We start from the raw sequence: 13,815 nt of genomic DNA on the forward strand, positions 1-13,815 counted from the left end.
GTCCTAATTCTATAGTTTTTGTAATATTCCCTAAAAATAGACCGGAAAAAACGCAGATAAAAAATATTTGTATTATATGTTATCCAATCCCATTTTTCTAATTACGCATATTATAAAGAATAGAAAAATGCTGAAAGGGTGAGTAAAATAGTTGATTATTACAAGAAATATAAAAACAAGTTACGTAGTGAGCACAGAAATGATCGTTACTGTGAGCAATATAGATGCAGAAATGATTGTTGTTGTGAGTACGATAGATGCAGATGTATCTATGAATGTATTTATCCAATAGGCGCTACTGGGCCTACCGGAGTGACTGGAGCTACTGGTGTAACTGGGGTTACTGGAGTCACTGGAGCCACTGGAGTAACAGGGGTTACTGGAGTCACTGGAGTCACTGGAGTAACCGGGGCTACTGGAGTGACTGGAGTAACTGGATCTACTGGGGTAACTGGGGTTACTGGGGTTACTGGAGTCACTGGAGTCACTGGAGCCACTGGAGTAACAGGGGTTACTGGAGTCACTGGAGTCACTGGAGTAACTGGAGTAACCGGGGCTACTGGAGTGACTGGAGTCACTGGAGTAACTGGAGCTACTGGGGTAACTGGGGTCACAGGAGTGACCGGAGCCACTGGAGTAACTGGATCTACTGGAGTGACCGGAGTGACCGGAGCTACTGGTGTTACTGGATCTACTGGAGCTACCGGAGCCACTGGAACTACTGGATTAACAGGGCTTACAGGAGTGACTGGAGTCACTGGGGTTACCGGGGCAACTGGAGCCACTGGACCTACTGGAGTCACTGGGGTTACTGGGGCAACTGGAGCCACTGGAGTGACTGGAGTCACTGGAACTACCGGGGCAACTGGACCTACTGGGGTCACTGGGGTCACAGGAGTGACTGGAGCCACTGGAGTAACCGGAGTCACAGGAGTGACCGGGGCTACTGGTGTTACTGGAGTGACCGGAGTTACTGGAGTGACTGGATCTACTGGTGTAACTGGGGTTACAGGAGTGACTGGAGCCACTGGAGTAACAGGGGTTACTGGAGTAACCGGAGTCACAGGAGTGACCGGAGCCACTGGAGTAACTGGATCTACTGGAGTGACCGGAGTGACCGGAGCTACTGGTGTTACTGGATCTACTGGAGCTACCGGAGCTACTGGAGTTACCGGGGTAACTGGGGTCACAGGAGTGACCGGAGCCACTGGAACTACTGGAGTAACAGGGCTTACAGGAGAGACCGGAGCCACTGGAGTGACTGGAGCAACCGGGGCTACTGGTGTTACTGGATCTACTGGATCTACTGGATCTACTGGATCTACCGGAGCTACTGGAGTGACTGGGGTAACTGGGGTAACAGGAGTGACCGGAGCCACTGGACCTACCGGAATTACAGGAGTAACCGGGGCAACTGGAGTTACTGGAGCCACTGGAATTACTGGAATTACTGGGGTAACTGGGATTACTGGGGTAACCGGGATTACTGGGGTAACCGGGGCAACCGGAGCCACTGGAGTTACTGGAGTCACTGGGGTTACCGGGGCAACTGGAGCAACTGGAGTTACTGGAGTAACCGGGGCAACTGGAGCCACTGGACCTACCGGAATTACAGGAGTAACCGGGGCAACTGGAGCCACTGGAGTTACTGGAGTCTCTGGAACTACCGGGGCAACTGGACCTACTGGAGTCACTGGGGTTACTGGAGTGACCGGGGCAACTGGACCTACTGGAGTCACTGGGGTTACTGGAGTGACCGGAACTACTGGAACTGCTGTATCAGCTAACTCTATGTATGCATCTAATACATCGGGTTCTACTATTGCAGTTATAATAGGGGGAACCAATATTCCTCTTCCGAATCACCAAATATTAGATGGTTTTACTGTTACCGGTACTAATACAACTTTCACAGTTCCTGTATCAGGAACTTATTATCTAACATATCAAATAAACACAACTGCTTCATTACTTGTTAGTTCGAGATTAATGTTAAATGGTACAGATGCATTAGGTGGATCTATAGTATCCCCTGCCATAGCTGCTTCAAGCTTTAATAATGATGTGATTATAGTGTTAACTGCAGGTAATACTATTTCACTTCAATTATTTGGTCTAGTAAGTGCGGTTACATTAGTAGGAGGAGGGGGAGCAACAGGAGCAGCGTTAACAATCATTCGATTAAGTTAGAATATTATTTGATAAGAAGAAAGTTAAGAGAGTCTAATGCTTTATTAATTATTTAGGTTGTGAATTTACATTTAAGTACACATTATTTCCTAAATACATGCCAAAATATAACTCTTCCTAACTTCATAGGTATGATAAGATAAGGCTAAGAAAAACAAAATTAATAGTTAAAAATATAAAAAGATGTCTAACTTTCTACTAGACATCTTTTTATATTTTTTATATTAATGAACTCTTTTAAATGACTAGCTTAAGAGAACACTTTAAAAAAACAAATGAAATTGGAACGGCCTAGGTCAAGTTCAGAGGTGGTTTCCCCATATAGATGATGGGTAATTGCGATGAAAACAAAAAGAAAGAGAGACAAACTAATATTTTTAGTTCTTTTCCATATTTCATAACTTGAAGTTCATCTGGACTATCAGTGTCATTTGATACAATTGCATTTACAAAAGTAGGTTCGTTTTTGAAATTGTTAATCATTGCAAAAAGACTGTTTTGAAAACTTCCTTCATACCTGGTTTTATTTTAAATCGAATACTTAATATAACTTGATTTGAATTTGTAGACATATCATACGCTTCTTTTTTATTTGAGAAGTAATTAATTCTTCTTGACTTCTTTCATGATGCACAAATTCATTATGTTACAAAAGGTTCAAGGTGTGAAGTAGGTACTTATAAGTTATATAGTAACTAGAAAGTAATAATTAAATAAATCATAAAGAAATCTTTTTTGTTTTCTATAGTTTTTTATAAGATAGTAGGTATTTTTGTCAAATTTGTTACTTTTCATGTCAAAGTTTTAGTAGTAGTTTCCCTCCAAGGTTTTATAATTTCAACAAAAGTATCTACTAATAACGCACTTAGCACCAAAAACGAATTTAAAAATGTTACTTTGATTTTGGGAATGAGTTTTGGTTCTATAAATTTATAGAAATAGGTTGTTTTTTAAAAAATATTTATCGGTACCTTAAACGGTCGTTTGTGGTATCTTTATGTAAAAAGGAAAATGGAGATTTATGTTAACTTTAATAAAAGATTGGGATATTATTCAATAAAGGTATGGGTGTCTTAATGGAAATAAAAACATTATGGGGTTTAAGGATTCAGGAATATTATAGAAAAATGTTCAGGTACTATTCAATAATTGGTGCAAATGTTGTTTATTTTTTTCTGATCATTAGTAGTATCTTTATTTATTATTTTAATTTATTTCTACAGTGGATACCTCCTCAAATATCTGTTGAAGTAATCTTATCACTATTTGTAACCTACATTTTAAAACAGACAAAAGTCCGTACTTTTGTAAAAAGGGCAGATATAATCTTTTTGTTGCCATTAGAATGGGGATTAAAGCCCTATTTTATTAAATCACTTATATATAGTTTTGTTATTGATGTTATTAAATTGGTAAGTTTCATAATTGTTTTTTTATCCCTATTTTTGCACACAACTAATATAAACCATCTCTTTCTTGTTCTTATAGTGGGGATTGCTGCTTATAATATTTTAATGAAGTGGACTGAACAATGGTTAAAGAACCATGTACAATTTGTGTTACATAGGCTAAATAGGTTTTTTTCAATATATTTAATGTGTTACTTTTTATTTAATAATGACTGGATTTTTGAGCTTGTTTTAATGAGTATAAATTTCGTCTATTTAATTTATTTTATAGGAAAAAAAAGAAATCTGAATTGGCAGTGGCTAATAGTTGAAGAAGAAAGTGCCTTATTAAGCAATTTTAAATTTATTAATATTTTCATGGATATCCCTAATCTTAAACGTTCTTTTCGGAAAAGACGTTTGCTTACTATGATTCTGAAAAGGTGTATCCCATATAGTCAAAGTAGTACATTCGTATATTTATACTCACACTTGTTTGTAAGATATAATGATTACTTTTATCTTTTTTTAAGACTAACTGTAATTGGCATATTTGTTAATTATGCTATGCCAGCAAGTGGTTGGATCTTTAATCTCCTCATTTTATTTATGACTGGATTTCAAGTAATTCCTTTACAACATGAAATGAAACAAAGTGTAATACTTTATCCTATTTCAAAATCTCAGATAAAAGATTCTTTCTTAAAGTTTGTCTTGGTCATACTATATGTACAATTTTTTATTCTATATTTCGCAATGTTCATGCATACTTCTACTGCTAACTTATTCAATCTTGTAATTGGAAGTTTATTTGTTTATTTGTTTGTATATTTCTTTGTATCAAAGAGAGTCAATGTTTCAGGAAGTGCCTAAAGAATAGCGTGGTATTCACACGGAGGCTTCAGCTTAACAAAACCAAATAAAAAGTTAGTCGGTTTCTTAGCGTGCTGGAATCCGACTTTTTTAGGTTGAAAATTACTTACAAAATTTCCTAAATATTGGCTGTACCCTATATATAACAAAAAATCAAATATAGGCTATTATACAAAACAGGCGCTATTCAGGAACAAAGATCCGCGCTCACTTTTTTGACTAGATCTTTAAATGATAAAACATCCCCAAAAAACCATTCAAAGTGACTTTGGTGTCACACTTATTGTGCTTAAAAAATTTAGTTGAACATAAGAGGTGAAGTGAATAATAGGTATTAGCTTATAGAGGGAGGAATTGGATGAAAAACGTATTAATAATGCACACTAAAAGATTTACTTTTCAGAAAATTGTAACATTTAATTGTGGTCATTTATAGGTTTTTTTTTGTAAAATAAATAAAAAGGAGGTTTGTTATGAAACGGATATTAACTTTTTCATTGGTAATTATATTATTTGGTTGTTCCAATTATACTACCGTTACAGATTCACATACATCTGCTGAAATAAAAACAATTAAAGCTGAAGAAAATATGATTATTTACAAACATAATAGTGATAACATGGATCGGGGGAATCACAATTATTATGGGGGTTTAGTAATAGATATAGACTTTTACAATTTAAAAGAAGTTCAAAGAGGAGATGTCATTTATTATGAACAACCAGAATCTTATAATAAATTTATGAATCAGGATAACTCTCCAACAAATGAATTCAGTATTTCAAGAATAATTGGGTTACCAAATGAACAAATTGAAATTAAGTCTAGTCAAATTTTTATTGATGGTAAAAAATTGGATACATTTTATGGAAAAGAGCATTGGAAAGGGGTTAATTTAGACGGGTATAAAAAAGCTCTAAAGGAAGGGAATGACGCAGAGCATATAGTACAATTCATTGATTCAATGGTAAATAGAAACGTAGAAAAATTATCAGTTCCCAAAGGCTATGTTTATATTTTAGGAGATACATGGGGAAGAAGTATTGATAGTATCTCGATTGGCGCAATACCCATAGAGAATATTAAAGGCAAAGTATTAGGATATAGTCACTAAAAAAAACGGCCATTTGGACGGTTTTTTTATTTTATATTCAAACGAATGAATATCTCATTCGAAAAGGCTATTTTTAACTGCTTTTTTAATCTGAGGTATGAATGTGGGCAATAAGTCATTTCTCTTCAGCAAGAATTGACCTCTTTTTTATGAAAAGTGCCATTTTGATGTTGTGGATAACAATAATTGAAGGTGCGGAAACTAACTGTAAAAAATTATAGGAGCGAGCATCATGAAAGAATTACTAGTTTTCTTTTCTGCACTTTCATTAATACTTGCAACTGGAAACTTGCTCAATGCTGAGGCTTCAGATCCAGAAAAAAAGGAACCATTTGCAGAAGACTGGTATGTAACACCCGAGGACATTATTAGAGATATTGGAGTATCCAGGTAATGATGCTGCTACTTTTGTCTGGCAGTCACAAAGGATTGTTGGTATTGTTTATAACAATAATCATATGATATTTCCATTAGAATTCAAGTCCTTGACGAAAGAAATACACCTGGCAACTATGCAGATGGTTTAGTTAAAGTAAGGGTATTTCCACTTTGTGATAGTCCAAATTGGATGTAAACATGGTTTTAAGAAAGAAGTAATAGAGTATAAACATATTTCGGGATTAGTAACTGGAAAAGGTATACTTTAATTGGTAGTTATTAATTAGAATTGGTCATGTTCTATAGTTAGTTTTGCTTAATAAGATATTTCAATGATCTTTAACTATCGGGCGCTATCCTAGTACAAAAATCTGCGCTAATTTTTATATTAGCCAATCTAAATATTTTATTGATGGAATATTAGATTATGAAATAATTGGTATTAAGCGTTAGGTTAGTTGAAGAAAAATTATATTGAAAAAAAAGACAATTAAAACGGAGTTAGAGAGGATTATAAATGGAAAGTAATATTCAATTATATGAAACAGAATCCCAATATTTTAGCCCCAATAAACACTTTATTTCACGTATTAAAGAAATGGAGAAAAAATCTGTTCATGGGGCTAAAGTTGCTAAAAAGTGGTTAAAAACTTTAAATCAATCTCTTAATAATGAAACTTACCCTGTAATTCATCCGATTGGTCATGAAACATTTTCATTATATGTAGAATATCCAAGTGGTGTATTTGAGTATGCTTTAGACATTGACGGGGCTACTTCACTTATAAAAGAAGAGGGTATTAAGCCAGTACAGTTTTCTCCGTCAAATATAATTGATGCTGTTAATCAAAGTAACATAAATAAAAATCCAAATCGGATAAAACCCAATCATAAAAATCCTGTAATGGTAATTCAGAGCCAATATTTAACTAATAACAAACCTTATTGTATTAATGGAAACCATCGCATATTTGAAGCATATCGAAATAATGATGAACAAATAGAAGTTTATGTTTTTAAAGATTTGGAGTTTGTGCCTTTCTTTTATAACGTTCTAAGTAAAGAAACATATTATTTAGAAATTGATTACCATAATGTAGTTAATGATAATAGATAACTATTTCATAGTAAAAATATAGGTATTTGGAAATTAATTTTAATGATACATTTCTTCAACAATCAGTGCAATCATGGAACAACAAAGGATTAGCGCTATTTCTAAGTTTGTTAGAAAGAAGAATTACATATTGTAGATATTTTTAGATTATGAAATAATTGGAATTAAGGAAAAAGTCAGGAGACTGAGACTATTCATTATTCAGCAATAAGCAAGATAGATGAAAAGTAATCCAATGTGTTGACTTAATAATAAAGTCACGATACTTTTAAAAAAGATGCGATGTTTGGAATAAAGATATGATGTTTATAAAAATGTTGCGATGCTATTGCCTTAAATCACGATTAAATACACTTATACAAACCTAAACAAACGGGGCAGAATAAGAGCAATTAACAGTGGAGTAATTTAGAATTTGATAAACAGAACCTTATAAAAAGACTTTAATGTGTTTAATTGGCTAATAGTCGAAAGATAATTGATAAAGGAGGAAATGTTGAGATGATTACACAAGCATCCCAGGTTACTATTTTAGTTAAGGATCTTGAAGAAGCAAAACAATTTTATACCAAAAAATTAGGATTCATCGTTCGAGATGAAATAGAGTTTTCGCCGGGGTGGAAGTACCTAACTGTTTCACCGAATTCTGCAAATGAAACGAGACTAGAATTAGTCAAAGCAGACACACCAGGGCAAAAAGAAATTATTGGTAATCAAGCAGCAAACCAGGTGTTAATCATGTTTTTAAGTGACGATATTGAAAAAGACTATCTTGATATGAAAGGCCGTGGCGTGACCTTTCATGGGGAACCGCAAAATGTTCCAGGCGGAAAAGGCGTAGGTTTCGAAGATTTGTATGGTAACGCATATGACTTATTTCAACCGATTTCAAAAGAGTGATAAGAGGTAAATGGTAAAATATACTGGTTGCGAATTATTATTAACAAACGGGGCAGGTTAGTAAGATAAGAAAAATGGCAATTAGCTTTGAAAAATGATTGGAGTTTAAATAACATATGCGTTGAGCACTAGTAGTTCAACGCACTGATTTGTTTTCTTAATTCAAGTATTTTAAATCAATTGCTGCTTGATAGGATTTAATAGGTTGACCTTCTTTTATTTTATTAATGAAATCAGGATTAGCCAATAGTGGTCGTCCAAAGGCAGCGAGATCAATTGTACCTTCCTTAATCGCCTCTGAAGCAATCTTTGTGTTTAAATTTCCAACCCCTATAATAATACCTTCCCAATATTTTCTAACTAGTTGGTGAAAAGTCATGTCATCAGTCATTTTTTTTGTAAAATTATTCGTTGAAGGGTGTATAATTTGAATTCCTATTTCTTTAAATACTTGAATAAAAGCCTTTATGTTCTCTTCAGGATTGGCCCATTTATAATCTGGGATATCATCTTTAATTTCTGAAAATCTAATTATAGTTCTTTCTTTGCCAACCTCGTTAATGACAGCATTTAATACTTCTTTCATAAATAATAAGCGATTTAAAATATCTCCTCCATATTCATCAGTTCTTTTATTGGTAACTTCAGAAATAAATTGATCAATTAAGTAACCATGAGCTCCATGAATTTCAACTCCATCAAATCCAGCTTTAATTGCGTTTCTAGCAGCTAAAGCATATTCTTGTATAACCTCTTTTACATCTTTCTTAGACATTTCCTCTGGAGTCTCATAAGGTTTTCTTAATCGATGGACAAGACCATCAGCCTTTATTATGGAAGGTGACTGTGGTGGGAATCCTCCAGTCAGCTCTCGATGTGTCAGCCTTCCTACATGCCATAGTTGTGCTACAATCTTTCCTCCTTCCTCATGAACCGCTTCAGTTACTTTCTGCCAGGCATCTACTTGGCTATTAGTATACAGCCCTGGCACACCAAAAGTTCCTTTACCTCTAAGTGAAGGATTAATTCCTTCAGTAATAATCAGCCCAATACCATCTTTGGCTCTTTTACGATAGTAGGTAACAATATCTTTACCAACAGTACCTGTATTGTTATCTGCAAAACTCCGTGTCATTGGAGCCATCACAACTTTTGATTTCAAGTGCCAGTTACCAATATTAATTGGATTTAATAACTCGTTTTTTTCCATTTTTTCTTAACTCCTTTACTAAAGTATTAACTTCATAAATAATCTTATATAATAAAAACAAGTAATTAAATAATGAATTCCATTTAAAATGCAGTTGTTAGCTTTAAATTAATGTATTTTTGACCATTTTAATTAGAATTTAAAGGTGTGGATTATGATGGATGAATTGGATAAAGAAATTCTTTTAGTTTTGCAGGAAAAAGGTCGCATTTCCATGACGGAACTGGGAAAAGAGGTAGCACTCTCTCAACCAGCCGTTACCGAGAGAGTACGAAGAATGGAGGAAAAGGGAATTATTGATCACTATCAGGCTATTGTAAGAGCAGAAAAAATAAACAAACCTATAACAGCTTTTCTGTTATTCCATACCAAAAGCTGTGAAAATTTTGTGACCTTCTGTAATGCTTCAAATGAGGTGGTGGAATTACATAGAATAAGTGGCCAGTATAATTTTTTATTAAAAGTAGTTACTGAGACACTTCAATCGCTTGAGGTTGCCATTAATGAAATGGGTACCTTCGGAGATTCAACTACATTAATAGTACTGTCATCACCAATAGAACATACTAAATTGATTCCACTAATCAACAATTAAATCAATGAATTTTAAGTATATGATATTGGAGAAGATTATAATTCTTATTTTGTTAAAGGGTAATGTAGGTTAATGGTGAACCAATGTACTTAGATTATCGGAAGGATTAATTCAAGATGGATTAATGCTTTATTATGTAGGTACTTTCTTGTATATAAGGGAAGCATTCTTGTAATAAATGAACCTTTAAAGGAAGTTTGTGAAAAAAGTGTACTTAAACTATAGGGCACTTTAGTAAAATAAGGAGTTTAAAAATAATAATCAAACTTTTTTATAAAAAAATCGAACCTAGTGATTAAAAGAAAATCCATTTTGATCACTCTTTTATCAAAATGGATTTTTTCATTTGTTGTTAAATAAAGATTTAATGCATGTTTTAATCAAACTTTTTTTCAAGGCTACACAATGTACAAGTATTGGTAAGGATAAAAAAATTAAAAAATAAATAAGTATGAATAATAGAAAGTAGGTATTTATGATTCCACTAGTATATGACCAGATTAATCGCTGGGGCAAAGATGATGAGTTCTTTTTAGCCCTTTTAAAAAAGACAAATGTAAAAAAAATTGCAGATTTGGGCTGTGGAACAGGAAGATTGACATCTCATTTTGCGAAAGCAAACTATCAAATTACAGCTATTGATCCAAATAAAGAAGCTATTGAATATGCGAAAAATAAAGAGTATCCAGGCGATGTAAGTTGGATAGTCGGAGATTGCTCATATTTACAAACAAATACATATGATGCAGTTATTATGACAGCGAATGTTGCTCAAGTATTTCTTACGGATAAAAGTTGGCAGCTTGTCATTTCAGATGTTTATCGATCATTAAAACCAGGAGGATCTTTTATATTTGATTCACGTAACCCATTAGCAAAAGAGTGGGAAAAATGGGAAATAGATAAGACACCTGATGTTGCAACGAATCAGGAAAGTGGTGAGCCACTTGAAATTTGGACGGAATATGAGGGATTTATAGAAGATGTTTATACATTTTATGAAACTGTAAAAAATGCATGTACAAATGAAGTAATAGTTCAAGAAAAAATGGAGTTGAAATTCCGAACACAAGAAGAAATTCATAAATCATTACAACAAGTAGGATTCTCCGAAGTACAAGTTTATGGAGATTGGGAGTTTAAATATGCAACTGTAGAAACCAAGTCTTTTATTTTTCATGGTATAAAATAAAAGTAAAAGGTTTTTTGGCATTGTATTTTCTTATGAATTGAAAAGGTAAAGTAAATAAAATATTACTAAAAATCTTCAACAAACTGGCACGATTCAGGAACATGGATCAGCGATCATTTTATTTAATTGGCCAGATTGCGAAAAATTATTTTTAAAGAACGAGGAGGAGAGTGGGGAATTTAGTGGGATAAGCTCCACTACCCTACAGTCGCCTTATAAGAAGAGTCCTAGAATAAAAATTGGTAAATATATCAACCATTCGATTTGGAAAGTATATTAAATTATTATTGCGATATTTATCTGAATTTTTTAAAACAAAGGAGGTAAAGTCCAAGTGAATCTATAAATAAACGGGACAATTAATGGAGGAAGAATTGCATGAAAAATTGAACTTATGATATTGATCATAACGTTTGTGAAAGAATGTACTTAAACTAACGGGGCAGCTGAATTAGCTATTTTTTACTTTGATTTCAAAGAGGGAAAAATGAAAGGGTGCAGAATTTAAAACAAATAAAAATATATTTCACGAGAGGTGATAAAGAATGAAAGAACGGCATATGAATCTTTTCAAACAGTTAGAGACTTACCGAAAAGATATTTTAGATAGTTTAGATGGTATAAGTGCAGAAATAGCTGAGATAGTACCCTATAATTTTAATAATAATATTAGATGGAATATGGGACATATTTACTTGGATCAATACTTATGGATTGAGGCTTTGACGAAGGAGAAAACAGAGGTTCCAGATATTTTCCGCAATTGGTTTGGTTATGGCAGAACACCGGTTCATTTTTCAGCTGAAACACCATCTTATTTGGAACTAAAGAGATTGCTGAAAGAACAACCTATCAAATTGATGGAGAATTATGGACATCGATTAGAAGAAGTATATCCCCCTACTGAAATGGGGATTCGAACAATAGAACAAGTGTTAATTCGAACTATCTTTCATGAAGGAATGCATTTGCAAGCAATCAATGATATTAAAAAATGTTTACTCTAGCTTGTCATAACTGAAAATGCACTGTTGTGAAAATGAAAGGGACAATTAGCTAGAGTATCTAAACACTAGACCATATCACTCTATTGGTAATACGAGAGGTAGAGTATCTCTATTCTTAACTACTGGCGATTAATGGTGCTTTCCTCAAAGTTATGGAACGCTCTTTTCTATGGGGAAAAGGGTACTTTGTGAATATATATACTTATCTTGGGAGCAAGGTATTTTATCGGTGAGTGTATACAAACCATGTAATGCTTGCTGTTAATAATGTTGACGAAATCAAAGCTGTAAGAACACTATATGTTTGCCAAATAAGTATCGTTGACCAATCGAAAGCACAGCACATTATCCCCAGGGCAATCGTAGCTTTCAGGAAAATAACTGTTACGATTATTCTCTTTTTTGTCATTGGCTGCTGCTCATTCGTTTTCCTTCTGCGTAATCCTAAGAGAAATAGCAGAACGGCAAATAGGCAAAGAATAATTGTGATAGACGACAAAATGATATCTAAAAGCTGGGTGCCGCTCATTTTATATGACTGAGTTAGATTGCCGTCTAATATAGCTTTAACTTTTTGTACCAGGTTAATATTGGTATTTGCGCCGTTGCTCAGCAAGCTGACGGCTGTTCGTTCATTTAGCAGTATGGCTACTTCGGTTCTGAAATTTGGATTGCCCCCAGTGTGTTTTATAATCGTTTGGTCGGCGTTTACCGACCAGCCTGCCGCATAATACATATCGTTGACAGCCGAAACAGACATATCACCTCTATGTGATTTTTCGATAACCGTGCGAAATATTTCAGGTATGTCCTGCACGATACCCATCTGTATGCCCATCCAACGCGCCATATCTTTTGTATTAGAAATGATGTAGCCTGCGGGTTTATTCCCAGCATAATCCGGTGCTTTAAATGGAGTTGTCATAAAAAAGGAAGAACGGTAGCCCTGTGCCAACTGTCCAGTGGCTTGAGCATCTTCTTTATAAACATACGTCTGGTGAAGACCTAACGGCTGAAATACCTGTTCCCTCATAAAGTCTTCATAGCTTTGTCCCGACACAATCTCAATAACCAAACCCAATACGTCATAATTAACGGTTCCATAGTTATACTGTTCACCGGGAGGGAACGCCAATTCAGCATCTACGAGCATTTCCACAGTCTTTTGCAACATATCCGGTGTATTGCCTTGTGGAATATTTTGAAGATGCCTAATATTTGTTAGACCACTGGTATGGTGAAGAAAGTTATTTAGTGTAAGGCTTTGCATATCAACAGGTTTCCCTTGATACTTTAGCGTAAACCAAGGTAAATATTTTTGGACAGGGTCCGTCATTGAGAGCAGCCCTTGCTCTTCCAACAGCATAATACCCATACCGGTAAAAGCTTTACTGACCGAGGCTAACTCATAGAGTGTATTTTCACTTGCAGACAACCCCTTTTCACGGTCTGCATACCCTGAAGAAAAGAAGAACACTTCATCATCAGCAAGTATTGAGATTGACATTCCCGGCACACCTGATATACGACAGGCATCATCTAGCAACGCTTGTATTGCCGCAGATTTCGAATCTGACAACGCATAACTTTGTGTTGCGAATCCTGAGAATAATATAAATATTGTTAATGCAAAAACAATAATCTTTTTCATAAACTCTCCTTTTTGAAAAATTTAAGAGAATAATATAAATAACCTACTTTTATTTACTACTAAACTAAATTTTAATTTATCTTTCTATTCACCTATATAATATCAAGTAATTGTAAAGAGTTACACTTAAACGAACAGAGTCGTTAGTTCAATAAGAAGTAAACAACTTTATTATTCATTTTTTAAGTATTATATAAAC

Annotated in this window: 12 protein-coding genes and 1 pseudogene; 10 read left to right on the forward strand and 3 right to left on the reverse strand. The window is 34.3% G+C overall.

All coding sequences use genetic code 11. The features are described 5' to 3' along the window. Nucleotides 1-151: 151 nt before the first annotated feature. The gene (locus tag LRP81_RS21990; protein ID WP_230505192.1) at nt 152-292 is read left to right on the forward strand and encodes a hypothetical protein; all 141 of its coding nucleotides are present in this window, start codon (nt 152-154) and stop codon (nt 290-292) included. 20 nt (nt 293-312) lie between these two features. Further along, complete coding sequence (locus LRP81_RS21995) at nt 313-2,190, forward strand: BclA C-terminal domain-containing protein (RefSeq protein ID WP_451923575.1); 1,878 nt, start codon at nt 313-315, stop codon at nt 2,188-2,190. 291 nt (nt 2,191-2,481) lie between these two features. Here LRP81_RS21995 and LRP81_RS22000 read toward each other — a convergent pair whose 3' ends face one another. Then, complete coding sequence (locus LRP81_RS22000; RefSeq protein ID WP_230505173.1) at nt 2,482-2,673, reverse strand: hypothetical protein; 192 nt, start codon at nt 2,671-2,673, stop codon at nt 2,482-2,484. A 593-nt stretch (nt 2,674-3,266) separates the two neighbouring features. Here LRP81_RS22000 and LRP81_RS23550 point away from each other — a divergent pair. The 5 genes from LRP81_RS23550 (at nt 3,267) to LRP81_RS22020 (ending at nt 7,961) form a co-directional block, all read left to right on the forward strand. Next, nucleotides 3,267-4,451, forward strand: coding sequence for an ABC transporter permease (locus LRP81_RS23550; RefSeq protein ID WP_399208212.1), 1,185 nt, complete (start codon nt 3,267-3,269; stop codon nt 4,449-4,451). A 473-nt stretch (nt 4,452-4,924) separates the two neighbouring features. Next, on the forward strand, nt 4,925-5,566 hold the full coding sequence (gene lepB, locus LRP81_RS22005) for a signal peptidase I (RefSeq protein WP_230505175.1): 642 nt from the start codon (nt 4,925-4,927) through the stop codon (nt 5,564-5,566). 232 nt (nt 5,567-5,798) lie between these two features. Continuing rightward, nucleotides 5,799-5,960, forward strand: coding sequence for a hypothetical protein (locus tag LRP81_RS22010; RefSeq protein ID WP_230505178.1), 162 nt, complete (start codon nt 5,799-5,801; stop codon nt 5,958-5,960). A gap of 501 nt (nt 5,961-6,461) precedes the next feature. Continuing rightward, entirely contained in the window at nt 6,462-7,061 is a 600-nt protein-coding gene (locus LRP81_RS22015; RefSeq protein ID WP_230505180.1) for a hypothetical protein, read from the forward strand. Nucleotides 7,062-7,562: 501 nt separating this feature from the next. Next, nucleotides 7,563-7,961, forward strand: a complete 399-nt coding sequence (locus LRP81_RS22020; protein WP_230505182.1) for a VOC family protein — start codon at nt 7,563-7,565, stop codon at nt 7,959-7,961. A 157-nt stretch (nt 7,962-8,118) separates the two neighbouring features. Here the strand turns inward: LRP81_RS22020 and LRP81_RS22025 are convergent. Next, nucleotides 8,119-9,177, reverse strand: a pseudogene (locus LRP81_RS22025) (alkene reductase); the annotation flags it as partial. A 151-nt stretch (nt 9,178-9,328) separates the two neighbouring features. Between LRP81_RS22025 and LRP81_RS22030 the strand changes: the two are divergent. From LRP81_RS22030 to LRP81_RS22040, 3 genes are all read left to right on the forward strand, one after another. Further along, complete coding sequence (locus tag LRP81_RS22030) at nt 9,329-9,766, forward strand: Lrp/AsnC family transcriptional regulator (protein ID WP_230505184.1); 438 nt, start codon at nt 9,329-9,331, stop codon at nt 9,764-9,766. Between the two features lie 475 nt (nt 9,767-10,241). Next, on the forward strand, nt 10,242-10,958 hold the full coding sequence (locus tag LRP81_RS22035; protein ID WP_230505186.1) for a class I SAM-dependent methyltransferase: 717 nt from the start codon (nt 10,242-10,244) through the stop codon (nt 10,956-10,958). Between the two features lie 545 nt (nt 10,959-11,503). Continuing rightward, nucleotides 11,504-11,965: a DinB family protein gene (locus LRP81_RS22040; RefSeq protein ID WP_230505188.1), complete on the forward strand. Its 462-nt coding sequence runs from the start codon at nt 11,504-11,506 to the stop codon at nt 11,963-11,965. A 223-nt stretch (nt 11,966-12,188) separates the two neighbouring features. Here LRP81_RS22040 and LRP81_RS22045 read toward each other — a convergent pair whose 3' ends face one another. Continuing rightward, nucleotides 12,189-13,616 carry a serine hydrolase domain-containing protein gene (locus LRP81_RS22045; protein WP_230505190.1) on the reverse strand — a complete coding sequence of 476 codons (1,428 nt, stop codon included), beginning with the start codon at nt 13,614-13,616 and terminating at the stop codon, nt 12,189-12,191. Between the last annotated feature and the right edge of the window lie 199 nt (nt 13,617-13,815).

The sequence above is a fragment of the Sutcliffiella rhizosphaerae genome, assembly GCF_917563925.1.
Classification (GTDB): Bacteria; Bacillota; Bacilli; order Bacillales; family Bacillaceae_I; genus Sutcliffiella_A; species Sutcliffiella_A rhizosphaerae.